The 17783-nt window shown below is 35.0% G+C and carries 24 protein-coding genes; 7 read left to right on the top strand and 17 right to left on the bottom strand.

Annotation, left to right across the window (positions count from 1 at the left end):
- Positions 1–256: 256 nt before the first annotated feature.
- The 3 genes from BK579_RS07215 to BK579_RS07205 are packed head-to-tail and all read right to left on the bottom strand — an operon-like array spanning position 257 to position 1492.
- Complete coding sequence (locus tag BK579_RS07215) at positions 257–496, bottom strand: hypothetical protein (RefSeq protein ID WP_078544552.1); 240 nt, start codon at positions 494–496, stop codon at positions 257–259.
- A 27-nt stretch (positions 497–523) separates the two neighbouring features.
- Positions 524–958 carry a glycine/sarcosine/betaine reductase selenoprotein B family protein gene (locus tag BK579_RS07210; protein ID WP_078544551.1) on the bottom strand — a complete coding sequence of 145 codons (435 nt, stop codon included), beginning with the start codon at positions 956–958 and terminating at the stop codon, positions 524–526.
- Between the two features lie 33 nt (positions 959–991).
- Entirely contained in the window at positions 992–1492 is a 501-nt protein-coding gene (locus BK579_RS07205; RefSeq protein ID WP_235848364.1) for a redoxin domain-containing protein, read from the bottom strand.
- A gap of 229 nt (positions 1493–1721) precedes the next feature.
- Here BK579_RS07205 and BK579_RS07195 point away from each other — a divergent pair, with 229 nt between their 5' ends.
- Positions 1722–2228, top strand: coding sequence for an Hsp20 family protein (locus BK579_RS07195; RefSeq protein WP_078544548.1), 507 nt, complete (start codon positions 1722–1724; stop codon positions 2226–2228).
- Positions 2229–2243: 15 nt separating this feature from the next.
- Positions 2244–2588, top strand: coding sequence for a spore germination protein (locus tag BK579_RS07190; protein WP_078544547.1), 345 nt, complete (start codon positions 2244–2246; stop codon positions 2586–2588).
- A 501-nt stretch (positions 2589–3089) separates the two neighbouring features.
- Here the strand turns inward: BK579_RS07190 and BK579_RS07185 are convergent.
- A complete protein-coding gene (locus BK579_RS07185) occupies positions 3090–3356 on the bottom strand; it encodes a spore germination protein (RefSeq protein ID WP_204524691.1) in 267 nt (88 codons plus the stop codon).
- 15 nt (positions 3357–3371) lie between these two features.
- Positions 3372–3746, bottom strand: coding sequence for an Hsp20/alpha crystallin family protein (locus BK579_RS07180; protein WP_078544545.1), 375 nt, complete (start codon positions 3744–3746; stop codon positions 3372–3374).
- 87 nt (positions 3747–3833) lie between these two features.
- Here BK579_RS07180 and BK579_RS07175 point away from each other — a divergent pair, with 87 nt between their 5' ends.
- Positions 3834–4901 (top strand): hypothetical protein, encoded by a 1068-nt coding sequence (locus tag BK579_RS07175; protein WP_078544544.1) that lies wholly within the window; start codon positions 3834–3836, stop codon positions 4899–4901.
- Positions 4902–5017: 116 nt separating this feature from the next.
- Here the strand turns inward: BK579_RS07175 and BK579_RS07170 are convergent, their stop codons facing one another.
- On the bottom strand, positions 5018–5416 hold the full coding sequence (locus tag BK579_RS07170) for a hypothetical protein (protein ID WP_078550443.1): 399 nt from the start codon (positions 5414–5416) through the stop codon (positions 5018–5020).
- A gap of 211 nt (positions 5417–5627) precedes the next feature.
- Here BK579_RS07170 and BK579_RS25525 point away from each other — a divergent pair, with 211 nt between their 5' ends.
- On the top strand, positions 5628–5765 hold the full coding sequence (locus BK579_RS25525) for a hypothetical protein (RefSeq protein ID WP_169891086.1): 138 nt from the start codon (positions 5628–5630) through the stop codon (positions 5763–5765).
- Positions 5766–5908: 143 nt separating this feature from the next.
- Here BK579_RS25525 and BK579_RS07165 read toward each other — a convergent pair whose 3' ends face one another.
- Positions 5909–6658 carry a DUF6904 family protein gene (locus tag BK579_RS07165; RefSeq protein ID WP_078544543.1) on the bottom strand — a complete coding sequence of 250 codons (750 nt, stop codon included), beginning with the start codon at positions 6656–6658 and terminating at the stop codon, positions 5909–5911.
- A gap of 265 nt (positions 6659–6923) precedes the next feature.
- Between BK579_RS07165 and BK579_RS07160 the strand changes: the two genes are divergently transcribed.
- The gene (locus BK579_RS07160) at positions 6924–7991 is read left to right on the top strand and encodes an AI-2E family transporter (protein ID WP_078544542.1); all 1068 of its coding nucleotides are present in this window, start codon (positions 6924–6926) and stop codon (positions 7989–7991) included.
- Between the two features lie 49 nt (positions 7992–8040).
- Here the strand turns inward: BK579_RS07160 and BK579_RS07155 are convergent, their stop codons facing one another.
- The 5 genes from BK579_RS07155 to BK579_RS07140 form a co-directional block, all read right to left on the bottom strand.
- Positions 8041–8502 (bottom strand): CBO0543 family protein, encoded by a 462-nt coding sequence (locus tag BK579_RS07155; protein WP_078544541.1) that lies wholly within the window; start codon positions 8500–8502, stop codon positions 8041–8043.
- 185 nt (positions 8503–8687) lie between these two features.
- Complete coding sequence (locus tag BK579_RS25520) at positions 8688–8864, bottom strand: hypothetical protein (RefSeq protein ID WP_169891085.1); 177 nt, start codon at positions 8862–8864, stop codon at positions 8688–8690.
- 555 nt (positions 8865–9419) lie between these two features.
- On the bottom strand, positions 9420–10247 hold the full coding sequence (locus BK579_RS07150; RefSeq protein WP_078544540.1) for an aldo/keto reductase: 828 nt from the start codon (positions 10245–10247) through the stop codon (positions 9420–9422).
- Positions 10248–10286: 39 nt separating this feature from the next.
- Complete coding sequence (locus tag BK579_RS07145) at positions 10287–11321, bottom strand: NADH:flavin oxidoreductase/NADH oxidase (protein ID WP_078544539.1); 1035 nt, start codon at positions 11319–11321, stop codon at positions 10287–10289.
- Between the two features lie 206 nt (positions 11322–11527).
- Positions 11528–11959, bottom strand: a complete 432-nt coding sequence (locus BK579_RS07140; protein ID WP_078544538.1) for a MarR family winged helix-turn-helix transcriptional regulator — start codon at positions 11957–11959, stop codon at positions 11528–11530.
- A 199-nt stretch (positions 11960–12158) separates the two neighbouring features.
- Here BK579_RS07140 and BK579_RS07135 point away from each other — a divergent pair, with 199 nt between their 5' ends.
- Complete coding sequence (locus BK579_RS07135) at positions 12159–13178, top strand: zinc-binding alcohol dehydrogenase family protein (RefSeq protein WP_078544537.1); 1020 nt, start codon at positions 12159–12161, stop codon at positions 13176–13178.
- A gap of 239 nt (positions 13179–13417) precedes the next feature.
- Here the strand turns inward: BK579_RS07135 and BK579_RS07130 are convergent, their stop codons facing one another.
- Entirely contained in the window at positions 13418–14212 is a 795-nt protein-coding gene (locus BK579_RS07130) for a hypothetical protein (protein WP_078544536.1), read from the bottom strand.
- 145 nt (positions 14213–14357) lie between these two features.
- On the opposite strand from BK579_RS07130, the gene BK579_RS07125 reads away from it, so the two are divergent.
- Positions 14358–14630 carry a hypothetical protein gene (locus BK579_RS07125; protein ID WP_078544535.1) on the top strand — a complete coding sequence of 91 codons (273 nt, stop codon included), beginning with the start codon at positions 14358–14360 and terminating at the stop codon, positions 14628–14630.
- A 32-nt stretch (positions 14631–14662) separates the two neighbouring features.
- Here BK579_RS07125 and BK579_RS07120 read toward each other — a convergent pair whose 3' ends face one another.
- The 4 genes from BK579_RS07120 to BK579_RS07105 form a co-directional block, all read right to left on the bottom strand.
- Positions 14663–15319: a DUF421 domain-containing protein gene (locus tag BK579_RS07120; protein WP_078544534.1), complete on the bottom strand. Its 657-nt coding sequence runs from the start codon at positions 15317–15319 to the stop codon at positions 14663–14665.
- Positions 15320–15431: 112 nt separating this feature from the next.
- Positions 15432–16043 (bottom strand): ThuA domain-containing protein, encoded by a 612-nt coding sequence (locus BK579_RS07115; RefSeq protein ID WP_078544533.1) that lies wholly within the window; start codon positions 16041–16043, stop codon positions 15432–15434.
- Between the two features lie 9 nt (positions 16044–16052).
- A complete protein-coding gene (locus tag BK579_RS07110; RefSeq protein WP_078544532.1) occupies positions 16053–16754 on the bottom strand; it encodes an SDR family oxidoreductase in 702 nt (233 codons plus the stop codon).
- A gap of 13 nt (positions 16755–16767) precedes the next feature.
- Positions 16768–17223: a VOC family protein gene (locus BK579_RS07105; RefSeq protein ID WP_078544531.1), complete on the bottom strand. Its 456-nt coding sequence runs from the start codon at positions 17221–17223 to the stop codon at positions 16768–16770.
- Positions 17224–17783: the final 560 nt, after the last annotated feature.

Here is a 17783-nt window from a genome sequence, read left to right as displayed (position 1 = left end):
TTAATACATTTTTAAGAGAGAACCGTATTGCTACAGGTATTTTAACAGTCTTAAGAGTATACTTAGGTTGGAGCAATAATCGCCCACGCTGAAGATTAATCTTTAGCGTTATTTTTATGGATTTTTGTCAAGGAAATAAAAACAGCAAAAAATTCATCAACCATTTGAATACGATCCTAGTTTCGACAAAAACCGTTAATTACAATAAAAAGATATAACAAAAGGGACAAAGCATAACCTTGTCCCTTTTAGTCATTTAGTATGTTGGGAAATGTGATTCGTGAATATTCCCAGGTTCTTGTCTTTCAACCAATTCAGCTAATGCTGCATATAACACTTTCATCTGAGTGTTCTTATCATTCGGCTTTCCTAGGGAATGACCAAACTCAAAGCCCACTGGATGAATAGCACGAGGAGGTCTCATCAAACTTGATTGCTCAACATCTAGAGTTATCAAGCTCGTTGGGATACCTTGTGCTTCGATTCCACGCTGCACTGTAACTACAGTGCGATGACAAAGCGGTCAGCCAGCTGTCAGAAGTACTGCATCTGCTTTAGAGCGCACTACTTCTTTAACTAAAGCTGGAATCGTTTCCTTGTTAATCTTATTTAACCTCATAGAATAGCCCATCATTGTTAGGTGCTTTTCAGCTACCCCACCAAGATCACCGTCGTCTACCATTTCTCTTAGGCGATCAATTGGAAATACACAATTAATATCTTCCTTCGGATAATCGGTATTATAATGATCTTTTGGTGCTGCATGAGTTACCGTTAGATCTTTAGAATCAACATCTCCTGGGATGATACGAAACGTCGCATCGCCTTCAGCTGGATCCGTATTATATGCTTCTTGATCCTTTAGATGTACCCCGGAAGTTGAAACGATCATAATCGTCATTTCATGGAGGGGCTTGTCCACAGGTGTATATGGGATTGCTTTTCTTGAGAGTTCCATAAAATAGCCTCCCTTATAAATTCTTTTTACTGATTAAAGTTTACGTAAAACATCAAATAATTCTTCATTATCTGGTTGTCGATCGATTGGGTGGACATCAATAAATTGAATGATTCCTTCTTTATCGACAATAAATAATGCACGTTCGGAAGCTCCGTATGCTGGTTCTCCTTGTTTTGTACGAAGAACACCATATTTTTCAGATACTTCTCCATGTGGGTAAAAATCAGAGCAAAGTGGGTAAGATACTCCACCAATTGATTTTTGCCATGCCTCGTGACTATGTACACTATCAACGCTTATACCCAAAACTTGGGTATCAAAGTCTTCAAAGCGAGGAAGATCGTCCTCGTAAGAAGGCATTTGCGCGCCTCAGACAGGTGTCCAATCTAGAGGATAAAAACATAAAAACACATTACTAATTCCGCGATATTCACTTAAAGTGACTCTACGGTTGCCATGGGCTTGAAGCGTAAAATCTGGTGCTTTGTCCCCCACTTTTAAGGTACTTGTTTCAGTAGCTCCTTGTGGCATAATAATTCCCCTTTCTTTAATGGTCTAGCCAAACAATATCATTATCGACAAATTTCTTTGACTTTATCCTATTATACTGATTTATCGTTTTGAGGACAAATATTTTGGTTTTTAAAAACAGAATCCTTTAAAAAGGGATTTATAATGCTTCACTCCAAACCAAGAACCTATAGGCTTTTGCCTGAATACACTATCAAGAGGAATAGACATGAAAGGGTGACTACTTGTTATGAATCCAATGGATTTTTTCAATAAAAAAGATGGATTCCCGTTCAATGCAATGCCACAATCAGAAATTAATCCAAAATCAATACTTGAAATGAAAAAGATGGTTAAACAATACCACTCTCTGTTAAATGATGATTTCTGGGGTGACATTCATGGATTAAGAACTAGTAAGAAAAAACAAACACAAATGATACCGGTAGAGATTTGGGAAGATGTAAAACATATCTATTTATGCATAGTTGCTCCCGGATTGCCTAGTATGAAATATGCCAAAATCCATTTTAATACTGACCAAATTTTAACTTTAAAAGTTAAATCGCACTCTTTAAAACCAAGTCAAGCCGTTACTTTACTATCTAGTGATCTCCCTCAACAATATTATGAAAGAGAGATTCCCCTTCCGAAATCTGTAAAAATGTCAAATTATACATCAAGTTATGAAGATGGAGTACTCACTTATACATTTATTAAAGAAGATAATGAGTTGGAAATTCCTTTTGACTTCTAACTAGAGGAGGAAACCATTATTACTAAAATTGAAATTAATATAGGAAATTTTAAAGTATTTAGTATTTCAGGTACTTCATCCTTAGTGGTAGGAAAAGGCTATTATGAAGATCTCACTAGCATGTCTAAGACTACAAATGGTGTAGGAAGTGCGTATGGTGATGGTTCTTACATTAATATGAGCCCTTATCAATCACAAGTGAATGACCCTGATATGATAAATAGAACAAAGGCTGAGTATGTATATCAGCCTCAATTTTATCCATCTGGTTATATGAATCCTCATGTTCAAACTACTTATCCTATACAAAGACTGAATTACCCACACCAACATTTCGACAATCGCCCATACGTCTATTAATTACTAATAGAACTATGGGCTTGTTCTTTTTCAGGGGTTATCCATGACACTATGTTAATATACGTTTCTTTATTTTGTTTTAAAGCTGTTTACATATGTCTGGGGTTCTTTTTCCTTTTGGAAGGTCTACCCTGAAAATAACCTAGGTAGTGGAGTTCCATGAGCTGCGATCCACTTGCTTTCCGCGAAGTGGTCCGTGAGCCTCCGCGTCCGGTGAGACACGTTACAAAAGACTCCTGCGGGGTCTCACAGTGCCCGCTGTATCCCGCAGGAGTCGGTAAACTTCCGCTCATTCAAACTGAGTTAACACTTTTCATCCTTCGTGGTGCAAATACTTATTCGCATAAAGGTCTACACTGAAAATAACCAAGTTCATTGAGTTGCATACCTGATATATACTGATGTTCCTCTCATTTATAAACGTAAGGCAAAATAACCTATAAAATAAATGTACATAAAAATACACTTCAACATCATTTGTAGAAGTGCATTCTTGATACTCTAGTCTTCTAATCCTAAAGATGCTTGCGCGATTGGCATGATTGTATCATACCCATCCGGATCAAATACATTGGAAGCTATAGGCTGAAAGTTATTAAAGTCAAAGTCTCCAAATGTCTGTCCATTCACTAGATTGTTTTTCACTTGGCTTTCTAAGGACTGAAAAAATGATTCCCCTACTGCAAATGCCGCATTTGTTTCCATTTGGTTAATCTTAATTCCTCCCAGAAAGACAATGCCAACCGGTTCATTATCACCAAATGCCATCATTCATCACCACCCTTATCCTTTATTTATTAAGACTTCTAAAATCCCATTGTTATAACTAAACTTAACACTCTGTTTATCAACTACATTTGGAATCTTTATTTGACGATGAAAAGGACCTTGATAAATCTCCTGCTGAATAATGTTTATTGTGTGATCTGGTAACTTAGTAACGACTTTTCCCTTGATTTCAAGAATTCCACCTTCATTTATAAAAATGTCTAAATGTTCTTTTTTTACGCCGGGAAGACTTAGTCGAATATAGTATTGATTTTCCGTCTCAAATAGATCAGTCCTTGGAGTACGAACTTGCTTTTGTTGGTTATTACGATTTTTAATTTGTGGAGTTCTTTGTGAACCAAACTGCTGTTGATTATTATCGTAATACATATTAACCCCTCCAATGGAATAAGTATTATATAATCTATTCCTACAATGGGGAAGTGTGCGAAGTTTCTAAATTAAGGAGTGTCCTTCATGCATTCCAATCAGTATTATGAAAAGTTAATTTATCAGTTGCAGCAAGAAGTTCAGGCTTTACAACAACAACTACAACAATTAAATACGTATATCAACTACTCAAATGTTTATGAGTATTATATCCATGGTTTAAAAGTTGATAATATAAAAGGGAATTTTCAATTAGGTCAATTAACTCAAAAGGAATTAGTTGACTCTGACGGAATCCACAGATTTTATATTGGTGAAATTGTGATCAAAGAAATTCAAGACACTGGAACGGTGGGCTTAGGTATTAGCGAAAAAAGTGATAAAAAGAAAAGCAAAGAGATATCTGAAGATGAAGCAAATGAGGATTTTAAAGCAGTATACAATAGTATTAACTCTCTATTAAGCATTGAAAATACTCCCGACTTTTTTCAGTCTTTAAGTTCTCATAAAGAGGTTTTATTAAAGGTCTGGGAATTTATGAATGATCAATGGGACAAAAACCTTGAATTTACTCTTTTTTATGAGAATATCTTAAAGAGTCTGAACGAAAGTATTAATCCAGATATCAGCATTTCTAGGCCGAATTTTGAAGAGGATATATATATCACTATTGCTAGTGAAATAGAAGAACAAGCTAAAGCACTTTTAGTTGTTGGTTATTTAGTTCAAGCTTGTTTACCCGGATATTTAAGTAAATATAAAAATGAAATGTTTATGCTAGACCATAAAGAGTTAACTATTAAAAGTAAACCTCCAAATACACTTGGTACTATTCAACAAATACAAAATGCTATAAAAAGTACATTTCATCTAAAAGAACTTCCGTCATCACTTGAGGAAGTAGTTGAACAACCTGATATGTTCCGTTATTTATTTTATCAGGTGCTCCATCCAGTTATTAAAAACGGTGATGCTGAAGAATTATTTCAGAAGATTCATTATCTACTTCAAGAGAACACTAGTAATATACCAGAAAATAATCATCTTAAAGAATTGGGTGTAGAGGAACAAGGATTTCTTTTTTCAAAGCTCCTAGAATATTTAAACCGGTATCCTAAATATATCTTGTTGGAGTATTTATTACTTCTGCATTGAGGCTGCCTGTCTCTATCGTGATCATGTTTTAGGACACATAAGAGCAGGCACCACTTGATTATGTTAATGGATTGATAAGGCTTTTTATTTTTCTACAAACCTTCCCTACATAAGAATTATGATTGATTCTTGCGTAGTAACACCTTAAGAAAATAATGGAAAGTCCTTATAAGTAGGTATGCAGCAAAAAATAAGAGAAATCCCCAAATTCCTATAATTGCATCTAGAAATTCCATGTTCCCTCTACCGGTTATTTTCTGCTGAATTTCGATCGCAAACACAATCACAAATAAAACCGTAAAAGTATAGATAAATGAGATGAACGTGATGCTCCATTTAGAAACATACTTAAACGTTACATCAACGACCAAAAACATAGTAATGCCAATCATTCCAAGAACCCATAAGTGTAACTCTTTATCGGTTAAGTTCCACCCAAGCATAGTAGATATTCGCAAAAGGACATCATGAAAATCATTAACCAGCTCTGCTATTAATATTACAATTTCTTTCAATTTATCACCAAACATTCCTAGTAATCTTTTAGAAAACTGTACCATAAAATTCAGGTTCGAGATAGTTTAGGAACAAGGATCATTGCCCCGTTCTATTTAGAGTAGTAGATAGGTAGGACCCTTTTCCTAATAAACTAATCCTACCTTGAAACACATACTTACAACCATTATTGGTTAGATTAAAATTACGCTTATACATAGGAGGATCTTTATGAAGAAAGAAGATATCGGATCGCAGAAGGATAAACTAACGAACAAAGAACACGAACAACAGCAGGATGTAAAATTAATGACAGATAAATATGACATTGAAAACATGGATCGAGCATGGGAAGATGACCGTCTATAATAGACGGTCATCTTTTTTCACTTTGAAAGGTCATTTACATTCACTATAATAAACTTCTTGTCGTAGCATCTTTTCTTAAACCGTAAAATCAAAATACTAAAATATATGTTATTTAGTTTAAACGGTTCCAAACAGTAATTTAATTACCAATCAATTTCTTCAGGATAGTCATTACCTGTTCTAACCTCATTGATCGAACAGTTATGTTCTCTTGCAAATGCAAGGACAGCCTCCCGAACCTTATGATACTCTCCACTTTGTTCTGCTATTCTTTTGGCCATTATGGTTATGTTTTTTTGACGTTTTTCCTTATCCATACTAAGGTATTTGACATTCAATTCATCAATATACTGTGTAGCATAATAAGTAAAACTTTGATATTCTGAGTTCATTAATTTCAACGTTCTGCTATATGAACTTTCAGATATGGAGTCTTTTAAGCACTTCAATATAGCAGCTTGAAAAACTCTCACGTGAGCAATTGATGAATCCCAAACATTTCGATAATCTAAAATAGGCTTATAACTATTTTTCACTTGTTTTTTTGCATAAAGGGTTACAAACTCATTCAGAACTATTGTTACAAAAAGCAATTCTGGCCACAGCACATTAAATCCCATATATACATTTTTATCATTCGCTATGATAGATAAATACTTCATTTTCTCTCGATCAAAGCCATTGTCTACCATCTCTATTTCTCGGTGTCCCATCAAGGCATGGCGAATGTCATAACAAATCCCAAGCACTCTTATGCGCGAACTCTCATGGGCACTCCATTCATCCTCTTCACCGACAATAGTATGAAGAGAAAGATAAAGTTCTTCAAAATCAAAAAAATCACCATAAACCGTTACCCCTGCGTAGTTTGGCGTATTGTTAATATAAATCAACTCAGATTCCCCCCGATTCTTACTACATTCTACTTCTAGTATAACTTTAATTGGACACTATAAAACTCTTTATGTCTTATTTTTTTGTGCAGGAAACAAACTGATCGCAACAGTAAGAATGATTTTCATCCCCTTAATCCCCACTTTTTTGTGTTTCTACTAATTCATAGAGTGATATAGACAGTTGGTATGAAAAATGATTTCCCCTTTTCACGTGTAATTCTTTCAAATTCAGGGAAAAGAACTTATAAACTGGAGGGATATTATGTGGTTTAAACATCCATTTTTTAAATATTTTACAGGTATTGTCTTAGTGCTTTTAACTATTCATCTCTTAGGAGAAGTTCAGTTCATCATCCAACCTTTAAAAAGCTTTATAGCGATTTTGTTCTTCCCTTTAATTGTTTCCGGCTTTTTATATTATATTTTTAAACCTCTTGTTAATTTTCTTTCTAAAACCAAATTTATCCCGCGTACATTGGCGATTATATTATTATTTTTAACAATATTCGGAGGTTTGGTGTTAGGGGGAATTGCACTAGGTGGGTCGGTTGAAAACGAAGTTGTACAATTCGTTGAAGAAGTTCCATCGTTAATCGAACAAAATGAAGAACTAACAAAAAAATTGATAGATAACAATAGTTTTGGTTTACTCTCATATGATGAAGGCAAAGAAAAAATTATTAGCTATATCGAAAATCAACGTGAACACTTAAGCGAAGATGTAACCAATATCTTATCTACTTTGGCAAATTTTATGACCGTTCTTGTCATTGTGCCCTTTATTTTGTTTTACTTTTTAAAGGATGGTCATCAACTCCAGCCTTTTCTTTTAAAGTATTTACCTGATAAGCATAAAGAAGAAGGGATAAGATTACTAAATGATATTGATAAAACATTATCTACATATATAGGCGGGCAAATGATGGTCGCTTTGGTGAATGGATTATTAATGTATATTGGCTATCTGATTATTGGATTGGACTATGCTTTAGTTCTTGCGTTTATTGTGTTCATTACTGCAGTTATTCCGATCATAGGACCAGCACTAGGTATTCTTCCAGCAATCATGAGTGCAATTGTCATCGACCCTTTTATGATTATTAAAATATTAATTTTGTTACTAATCGTGCAACAGATTGAGGGGAATATTGTATCTCCTCTAATCCTTGGAAACAAGCTATCAATTCATCCATTAACAGTTATTTTATTATTGCTTGTAGCAGGAAGTCTTTATGGATTTATCGGTATATTAATAGCTGTTCCTTTTTATTCTGTCTTAAAGGTAGTTATTAAGAATATCTATCGATTTTATCAACTTCGACTTTCTTAACTACTGATTACTCCAGGGCCTGAATTCGTTATAGGTTAACAGACAAGAGTCAGGCCCTGTTCATTTTCCATATTATTTTCATACTCCCCCTTATGATTAGGAGAAAAAGGAACATTCCGACAAACGAGTGGAACCAAGTCCAAGTCATGTATTCAATTAAATCCGTATATTTCTCAAATAAAACCTCAATTGATGTTAAAACCCCAGAGTACATAGCTGTTTGAATAATTAACCTGTCCATTTTTGACTTAATGGTTGTTTGGTGAAAAAAGATGTTAACTATTGGAAAAAGTAAATACTCAAACAACATACTTGAGTCAAAATATTGACCGAAAAGAGTAATAGGGTATTTAAGCATTTTCTCCTCTACGACAATGACACCAACAAACGTTGAAGCATATGCAGTCATAAAGAATATTAGTAGGGAATGGATAATTGGTCCCTTTCTTAATGCAACTATAAATAAAAATATCCCTAACAGTAAAAGTGCTATCAATATATAATAATCCATAATATATTACTTTTCCCATTTTATATCTTTTTATCCAAAGACTCTTTTCTGAAAGCTTGCTACTAAATAAATATAGAGGGAAGATTTAGCTCCTCCCTCAGCTGAATTAATAACTTTGAATTCCTTTCTAATAAAAAAAGACCTTTAGAGAGATTACTCCCTAAGGTCTGATTTTAATTACCAAGTTATTTATTCACATCTGAAGAATCATCATAATCATATCGAAAACCATCTTCTTGAGCTGTTGTACCTTGAGTTGGTTGCATGTCATCATTTTCACTTTGAATAGATTGAGTATTATTTTTCAGTTTGGAGTTTTCCTTGTTATTCACCTTTATCACCTCTGCAGTAAGTTTTGTCAAAAATATTATTCCTATATAGCACAATAATATCCTAAACAAAAGTCTAGACAGTCATAGTTATTACCCGAATAAAAGCTTTCCATTTATATCTACCCTGAAAAAAGAAATGCGGAAGGCGCTCGTTCATCGGCGACAGGCATAAGGCGAGACTGCTAGAAGGTTGCTCTTTATCCTTCTAGGGTGGATTGCCTTAGACCTGAGAGCCGATAGCGCCTGGAGCTAGACACTACGCTAAGTATAATTTTTCATCCTCCATGGTGCTAATTTTAATTAGCTTCGATGTCTACCCTGAAAAAAGAAATGCTGAAGGCGCTCGTTCATCGGCGACAGGCATAAGACGAGTCGGCTAGAAGGTTGCTTTTTAACCTTCTTGCCGGATTGACTTAGACCTGAGAGCCGATAGCGCCTGAAGCTAGACACCAAGCTAAGTATAATTTTTCATCCTCCATGGTGCAAATACTCATTCGCATGAAGGTCTATTCATGTCAGCATTCAATGCTTTGCAAAAAGGAAAAAGCCACAAAACCTACTAATTTAGGTTTGTGGCTTATTAGGTTATCCTCTATAATTCATTTCGTTTGGATGTGCACCCTTACGTCTATTTTTGTTTATTGCATTGATTTCATCCATTTGTTCTGATGAAAGCTCGAAATCAAATACGTTGAAGTTTTCTTCAATTCTTGATGGTGTAACCGATTTAGGGATCACGATTGTGTTATTTTGTAAATGCCAGCGTAATACGACTTGAGCTGGAGTTTTACCAACTGCATCAGCAATCTTTTTAATAACTTCATCTTGTAAAACTTCTCCCCCTTGATCGAGTGGACTCCATGCTTCTACGAAAATGTTATGTTTTGCACAAAACTCTTTTAATTCATTCTGAGCAAGGTATGGATGACATTCTACTTGATTTAACACAGGAACAACTTCACATTCATTTAGAAGTCGTTCTAAATGTTCAATTTCGAAATTACAAACTCCAATTGCTTTTACTCGGCCATCATGGTAAAGCTTTTCTAATGCTTTATATGTATCAACATACTGATCATATTGAGGTGTTGGCCAGTGAACTAAGTATAAATCAACATAATCTAAACCTAGTCTTTCTAAACTCTCATCAAAAGCTTTAAGCGTATTTTCATAACCCTGGTCTTTATTCCAAACTTTTGTCGTAATAAATAATTCCTCACGAGGAACACCAGATTCTTTTATCGCTTTTCCAACGCCTACTTCATTCTTGTAAATCATCGCAGTATCGATTGATGTATAACCTACCTCAATTGCTTTTGCAACTGCAGTAGCGGCTTGATCATCAGGAACTTGCCAAACCCCATATCCGAGCTGGGGCATTTTCAAACCATTGTTTAAAGTAACAAAATTCATCTTATACCTCTCCTTTGATTAATATGTTATGATTACAAATCAATTGTTTCTTGGAAAACCTGGAACATATTGATTTGGAATAACTGTTTCCTTTTGCAGTATGGTTGCAGCTTCTAATGTCCAATAAGGGTTTCTTAACATACCTCGACCAACTGCCACAAGGTCTGCATCTTGGTTCCCAATAACCGCGTTTGCTAGTGATGGTTCATCCAACCTTCCAACAGCTATAACAGGAACTTTAAGTGCTTGCTTTAACTCCCGTGCTAAAGGTACTTGATAAGCAACATGTGTACCTGGTTTTCCTGCAGCTGCAATTGGTCCTTCACCCCCTGCACTCACATGAAACATGTCCACTCCTGCTTTTTGATAGACATTAGAAAATTCGATGCTTTCGTTAATCCCATAGCCACCCTCTACATATTCTTTAGCAGAAATACGCATAATTAACGGCATTTCATCAGGCATTACGCTTTTTGCTGCTTGAATTATTTCTCGACCGAATTTGGTCAATTCCTGACCGTATTCATCTGTTCTTTTATTAGTGAATGCGGATTGAAATTGGTGAATTAAATAACCATGAGCTCCATGAAGTTCGATGACATCCACACCAGCTTTCACAGCTCTCTGTACTGAAAGTCTGAATTTTTCAACCATATCTTTAACTTCTTGTGTTGATAGTTCTCTAGGTGTTTTTGAGTTCTGATCAAAAGGTATTGCTGATGGCGCAACTGGAAGATCTGCATCTTCGGCTTTACGGCCAGCGTGGGCAATTTGAATACCAACCTTTGCTCCATAGGAATGACAGGCATCAACAATCCGTTTAATTGCTGGGATATGATCATCTGACCATAATCCTAAATCATAATCAGTAATACGACCATCTGGTTCAACATCCGTCATCTCAATAATTATTAATCCAGCCCCTCCAATCGCACGACTTACGTAATGAACGAAGTGCCAATCGGTTGCAATTCCATCTTTATCTTTTACAGAGTATTGACACATAGGCGGCATAACTACTCGGTTTTTTAAATCTAATCCTTTTAAATGAAAAGGTGTAAACAAATGTTCCATGATAATAACTCCTTTATACTTCTTCTAGATGTTAGTAATAATACTATGTTAAAATATCCTATTTTAACCAATCAATACGAAGAGAATTATTGATTATTCCAAAAATATGTATGTGCATGCATACAAATTATCATACTCCATTAATAACAGTCAAATATTAAGGATGAATAAAGAAAAAACCCTCTAAAGAGAGGATTTCAATAACATTACCTAAATTGATCAATTAAATTTAGTAATTCTTCTTTAATATTACCTTCTGAGAGAGTATTCCCTAAAGTCTCATTGAAGGTGGTTAAGGCATCTTTTAGTTTTTTTGCCCCCTCATTTGTAAGTGAAGTATATATAGCTCTCCGGTCTTCTACGCAAATATGCCTCTTTAGAGTTCCGCAGCCCTTTGCTTCAAATCGACTTATAAGTCTTGACATTGCACTTTGACTTAAGCCAACCATATTTTGTAATTCTTGTAATTTAAGCTTATTTTCAGGAGCTTTCGCTAAAAATAAAAGGACATAAAACTCATTTAGTGATAATTGATGTTTTTGTTGGAGTATGTTTTCTAATTCAGTCGTCATTTGTATTTGTATTTGAGATAATGATAACCAACAATTGATAAGTTGAAAATTTTCATCAACATTCATATATATATCCACCTATTCATGGTTGTAATTTTTTCCGATTGACTTAGTAGCAAATGACAGGACTTTAATTTATTATAACTATACTAGCAAGTCAATGTTTCAATAGTCAATAAAATATTACATACTTTTTACCTTAGACTATGTCATGGCATGACTTGATAACTTTTCAAATAAAAAAATCAAAGGAGTGGAAATAAAAATGAAAACCATGAAAGCAGTTGGGTTATATCGTTACCTCCCAGTTTCAAATCCAGAAAGCTTAGTTGATATTGAAATTGAAAAACCAAAACCACTAGGACGTGACTTACTAGTACGTGTTATGGCTATTTCAGTTAATCCGGTTGATACAAAAGTAAGGCGCCCAAAGGAACGAGTTGAGGCCGATCCAAAAATACTAGGCTGGGATGTAGCTGGAATTATTGAGGAGACGGGTCCAGATTGTTCACTGTTTAAAAAAGGAGATCATGTTTTCTATGCAGGGAGTGTTACACGACAAGGTGCCAATAGTGAATATCACTTAGTAGATGAACGGATTGTTGGGCATAAACCTGTTACCTTATCATTTCCTGAAGCAGCTGCATTACCGCTTACCTCCCTTACTGCTTGGGAAGCAATATTTGATCGTTTAGGAATTCCAATCACAGGAAATGAGAAAACAAATTTATTAATAATTGGAGCTGCAGGGGGAGTTGGTTCGATTGCAATTCAATTAGCAAAACGGGCGGGTATCACCGTGATTGGAACAGCCTCCCGTCCCGAATCAATGAAATGGGTTAAAGAGCGGGGGGCAGATCATATTATTAACCATTACGAGGATTTTGTTCCTCAACTTAAACAACTTGGACTAGATCAGGTGGATTATATCTTGTGTTTAAACAAGACTGAAATGCACTGGGAAAATATGGCCCAAGCAATTAAACCTCAAGGGAAAATTTGCTCTATTTATGAGACCGATGAAAAATTAAACCTGTTACCTTTGTTTAACAAAAGCGTCACCTTTGTCTGGGAGCTTATGTTTACTCGCTCCATGTTCGGCACCCCTGATATGATTAAACAACATGAAATTTTAAATAAAATTGCTGAAATGATTGATTCTAGTATCATTGACACCACCGTCAACGAAGTCATATCACCAATCAATGCAGCTAATTTACGAAAAGCACATGCTATGTTAGAAGAAGGAAAAACGATTGGAAAGGTCGTATTAGAAGGATTTTAGTAAAGAATAAAAGACCTTGAGGATTCTGCTTCAAGGTCTTAAGATTGCAATTATCCCTTTATTCCAAACGATAATTTCATTAGTCTCAATTCTTTTGTAGAACCTTTATGATTTATTGTTCTCTAACCATACCTGTTAGAATTTATAAACTAGAAGTTTTATAAGTTTAATTTGTAATTAAGCTAAGCCTTTTAATATGAGGCTGAATAAACCTTAACTCAAAGTTTTTTGATAACTACTTAGTTATTTTTTCCACTAGTGGACTTAAATAAACTCCTTAAACCGTCTGGCTGTTCTATCGAATTAATAATCTGCACCTTGTCTAATAGCGATTCGAAATTAAACACATAATTCACATTAGCCCCCTTAAATTTGTCACTAAAATCATCATAACTAATTAGTTTATCCTCTTCTGATAGAGTTTCAAGGAATGTTTGTGGGTAAAAATATACTAACACTGTGAACCTCTCGAGATTCTGCTCCTTTAAATATGTAACTAACTCATATAACCATTCTAATTCCTGATCCGTCTGATTTGTTGGATCACGATATACATGAAGAAATAACATATTATGTAATTTGTTTGGGTTCTCTTTTAAAAGAGTTTCATATGAATCTTCCTTTTCATATCTCTTCTCTATTTCTTCAGGAACTGATAAGTTTGCTCTCAGGCTGAAGGAATCAGTAAGTGAACTAATATAAGACTCCAACTGTTCATTTAGTTCAAAACGCCATTTATTTTCAAGATATTCTGCACTGAAAATTTCAATTGACTCTGTCACATAAACTCGTGCCAGTATTTGGGGGTTCTTTACTGGATATGCATCCACATAATACATCCCATTTTTCTCTCCAAGAATCTTTGAATACTCTGTTTCATCCACCTTAAAATCCTCATCGTATGTTTTCTCGAGATATTTTTCCGCTGCGTTTGCCGCCCGGAAACTTACAAGGTCATAGTAAATATAATCTCCAATGATAACAATAAAGAAAAATAAGAAAACTCCCCCAACTGTTATTAAACAACCTTTCATATATCCATGCTCCCATCTATTTTCACTATAGTAATAGACGAGTTGATGAGAGATTACGTTTCGTTTTTTTACTAAGCAGCCTTTTTTTAACCAAACATGAAACAAAATTTCATACAAACCGTCTTTACTATAAGAGGTGATTGTTATGAAAAAGGTTTTATTTGTTTTTACCACACTATGGCTGATGGTTTTTATCTACATCCGATTTGCCACAGTGGAAATGGTTCAATTCTTTATGACTTATTACACACTGGGCTTTGCTGTTTTTGGATATTGGGTAATTGTTCAATTTGTCCTAGTAAGAAGCATCATTCACAAGTATCAGCAAACGAATTCTATATCATCCTGGCAACTTTATGTAAGTATCTTGCTTTTACTACCAGTAATCTATTTATTCTCTTTTTTCTTTACACATTAAAAGGCATGCTTACCCAACATGCCTTTTTCCTCTTATCTTCGATTAACCGTTAATTTCTTTGTATTTTCATTTACATAAGCATAGATTACATCTTTTTCCTTCAAACCAAGTGCCCTTATTCGCTCGATTAACCACTCTTTATTTTTGCCCAACATTTTTAGATTTTTCACTTGGATTTTTCCATCAATGATTACAGATATCGGAAAGCCTTCATTCTCTATCGTAATTTCTAAATGTTTGACTGTGACAGGAGTATTTTCCGCCTTAACGATAATGCTTACTTCACCAATTGGCTCTAGAATTGCATAATCGATATCAGTAATTTTAGGAAAACCTTTACTTCTTAGAATCGAAAGAAGCTGCGCAACCGATAACCGTGACTTTTCTATATTATCCTCAATGATTTGCCCATCTTTAATAAGAATTGTTGGTTCACCGAGAAAAAAACGATTTCCCCATTGATTTAGTGTCAGAAAACCAAATAAGATATGTAATCCAACAAGGATAGCAAGCGCATAAATAGTCGGTAAAAATTCCGTGCTGATTAATGGTTCTGATGCAACCGTCCCAACGATAATAATTGCAACCAAATCATAGGGAGTCATTTGAATAATCGTTGATTTACCCATTAACCTCATAACGGCAATGGTCACAACATAAATCACTAGTATCTTCAAAAGTAACAACATGATGAAACCTCACTATTTTTACTACTAGCATCTCCGAATCATTTTCAACTATACTAAATGAACTTTAAGGCAAATAAAAAAACGATTACAGACGTAACCGTTTTTCATTCTTTTACTTTAGAGACTTCTCCAATAACTTAATCACCCTCGGATGAAGCAGTCCTTCTTCTCGATGTGCAGGGACAAAACACATCACATGACCACTTCCATATGAATGCTCCCAACCAGCAATTGAAGTACCATCAACCGATTCTGACCTTAAAAACACATTCGTATTCGCTTCATCACACTTCACAAAATAATGCTCATCAATAAACTCAAAAGAATCGGCTTGATCTGAAAAGTAAGTCACAACTTGATGCTCTGCAGGATGATACTCAAAATATCCTCGTAACATCTTTGTATACTCTTCGATCGTATGGTAAGAGGCTAACCCCGAATGCCATGCAAGCCATTTTCCACCACCACTTACATAGTTACTAATAGCCTTGGCTGCTTCATCATCCATCCATTGGTTCACCATTTCATCCTCAGGATTGATTCGATTCTCGGCAAATAAGACAACCACATCTGGTTTTGTTTCCAAATTAGCTACTAGTTGACTCCTGGACAGATACTCTACTTTAGTTTCCTCGATCCCCTGCAACACTGTTTCTAGTGACTTTTTCGCAAGCTCTTCACTATGATAAAAATCTCCTAGCACTGCTACAATTCGTTTTGTCATTATTTCACCTCAAATAGTCATTGGTTGACCTTTATAGTCAACAAATGCGTATAGACTTTGAATATCAACCTGTCTCTCAATGATGTTAAAGATTCCAAATGCGGTATCATTCGGATCTGTTGGGGCTTGATCTCCACCCATATCCGTTTTCATCCAACCTGGATGAATTGAAAGAACCTGAACATCTCTATCCTTTAGATAAACCTTTAGTTTTTCTGTAAACATATTCATGGCTACTTTAGATAATCCATATGGATAATCTATACTATAAGAATTTGTTATACTACCTGCTTCAGAAGAGATATTGATGATTGATTGCTGTTCTCCTTTTAGTAGTGGCAAGAAATGCTTAACCACTCTCATAGAGCCCACTGTATTAATATCAAACGACCTGATCACTTCATCCATATCAAGCTCTTCAATCGTTTTATCACGCTCAAGTAACACAGCCGCATTATTAACGATCACTTCAAGGTATTGATTCTTTTCTCTTAATAAATTTGCAGCACTGGATACTTGCCCCTCATCAATCACATCTAATGGTATAATCTCAAGTTTTTCTGGATATAGGTTTTGCAATTCTTGTAACGACTGTGTTGCTTCAGGACTTATATTACGAACTCCTGCAAAAATATGGTGGCCCTTTTTTAAACCTACTTTTGTTAAAAATAGACCTAATCCACGATTTGCACCTGTAATTAAGATATTCATAGAATCCTCCTACTTACTTATCATTCTCCAATAATTCAACAATTACTTTTAAATCCTTCACTGTATCCATATATGCGTAACGCCCGCCTGTATATTCACCTTTTTGAATCAGTGGCATTCCACCGTTTTGCATGATTTGTACTTTATCTTTTAACCCTTCTACAACAAAGGCAATATGTTGAACACCTTCACCATGTGTTTCAAGAAACTCTCTCCATGTGCTTGGATGCTCATCAGGCTGAATTAGTTCTAGCTGAAGGGAGCCCATATCAAAGAAAGCTAACTGTGCTCTTGCAGGAGTAGAGTTTCCGTTATATTCTGTTTGAGCTTGTTCAACAGCATCTGTCCAAAAAGCTTGGGGCTTTTCAATTCCAAAGAAATCCGCATACGCTTGAGATGTCTTTTCAATATCTTTTACGATAATTCCAATTTGAGTGATCACATTCGAACCTAGAACGTCTTTAAGCATGAGTTACTCCCCTTTGTTTATTTATTGGAAAAACTAAGTTAATAGAATGCGCTTTCAAAGAGTTATTGAAGAGCTTATGTAAACAAGATTCTATTCAGATTTAAACACTTTAACCTAAGTTTTCCTTAATCCTAATTCTATCATAAACCACGCAAAAATGCTTTGTAACTGTCTCTTACACACAAATCTATTTTTTTCTAAAAATTAATGTTTAAAGAAAAGAGAAAAGTGGTTTTAATATCCTAACGGGTTCCGTGGACAGGGAGAACATACCATTAATCGAGTGATCAAAAATCCATAAAATAAGGGGATATTTTTCCTTTAAATTGCAGAATATGGCTGGGTTAGGGGTAATTAAGGGGCATTTTTCCCTTTAAGCAAAGCACAATCACCCTATTTTCGTGGTTTTTAAGTAAATAGCGGTAATTTTTACCTCTATTTTAACTATTTTCAATCCCAATTCCTAATTAAGGGAAGTTTCTCCCTTTATTTTAGCAGCCCATGCTGATTCCTTCTACTAGGTCCGAGGGGTTTCCGCTTTTTTATGGCCAGGTGGGACC

Source organism: Litchfieldia alkalitelluris, assembly GCF_002019645.1.
In the GTDB taxonomy this organism is placed as follows: Bacteria; Bacillota; Bacilli; order Bacillales; family Bacillaceae_L; genus Litchfieldia; species Litchfieldia alkalitelluris.
Note: the sequence above shows the minus strand (reverse complement) of the source record. Positions and strands in the feature narration are given on the sequence as shown.

Excerpts from the sequence above, each read along its gene's own strand:
- BK579_RS25525 (WP_169891086.1), top strand. The coding sequence starts at position 5,628 with ATGAAGAAAGAAGATATCGGATCGCAGAAGGATAAACTAACGAACAAA.
- BK579_RS07160 (WP_078544542.1), top strand. The coding sequence starts at position 6,924 with ATGTGGTTTAAACATCCATTTTTTAAATATTTTACAGGTATTGTCTTA.
- BK579_RS07145 (WP_078544539.1), bottom strand. The coding sequence starts at position 11,321 with ATGGAACATTTGTTTACACCTTTTCATTTAAAAGGATTAGATTTAAAA.
- BK579_RS07135 (WP_078544537.1), top strand. The coding sequence starts at position 12,159 with ATGAAAACCATGAAAGCAGTTGGGTTATATCGTTACCTCCCAGTTTCA.
- BK579_RS07195 (WP_078544548.1), top strand. The coding sequence starts at position 1,722 with ATGAATCCAATGGATTTTTTCAATAAAAAAGATGGATTCCCGTTCAAT.
- BK579_RS07150 (WP_078544540.1), bottom strand. The coding sequence starts at position 10,247 with ATGAATTTTGTTACTTTAAACAATGGTTTGAAAATGCCCCAGCTCGGA.
- BK579_RS07140 (WP_078544538.1), bottom strand. The coding sequence starts at position 11,959 with ATGAATGTTGATGAAAATTTTCAACTTATCAATTGTTGGTTATCATTA.
- BK579_RS07110 (WP_078544532.1), bottom strand. The coding sequence starts at position 16,754 with ATGAATATCTTAATTACAGGTGCAAATCGTGGATTAGGTCTATTTTTA.
- BK579_RS07130 (WP_078544536.1), bottom strand. The coding sequence starts at position 14,212 with ATGAAAGGTTGTTTAATAACAGTTGGGGGAGTTTTCTTATTTTTCTTT.
- BK579_RS07115 (WP_078544533.1), bottom strand. The coding sequence starts at position 16,043 with ATGACAAAACGAATTGTAGCAGTGCTAGGAGATTTTTATCATAGTGAA.
- BK579_RS07180 (WP_078544545.1), bottom strand. The coding sequence starts at position 3,746 with ATGTATTACGATAATAATCAACAGCAGTTTGGTTCACAAAGAACTCCA.
- BK579_RS07155 (WP_078544541.1), bottom strand. The coding sequence starts at position 8,502 with ATGGATTATTATATATTGATAGCACTTTTACTGTTAGGGATATTTTTA.
- BK579_RS07125 (WP_078544535.1), top strand. The coding sequence starts at position 14,358 with ATGAAAAAGGTTTTATTTGTTTTTACCACACTATGGCTGATGGTTTTT.
- BK579_RS07120 (WP_078544534.1), bottom strand. The coding sequence starts at position 15,319 with ATGTTGTTACTTTTGAAGATACTAGTGATTTATGTTGTGACCATTGCC.
- BK579_RS07105 (WP_078544531.1), bottom strand. The coding sequence starts at position 17,223 with ATGCTTAAAGACGTTCTAGGTTCGAATGTGATCACTCAAATTGGAATT.
- BK579_RS07175 (WP_078544544.1), top strand. The coding sequence starts at position 3,834 with ATGCATTCCAATCAGTATTATGAAAAGTTAATTTATCAGTTGCAGCAA.
- BK579_RS07185 (WP_204524691.1), bottom strand. The coding sequence starts at position 3,356 with ATGGCATTTGGTGATAATGAACCGGTTGGCATTGTCTTTCTGGGAGGA.
- BK579_RS07210 (WP_078544551.1), bottom strand. The coding sequence starts at position 958 with ATGGAACTCTCAAGAAAAGCAATCCCATATACACCTGTGGACAAGCCC.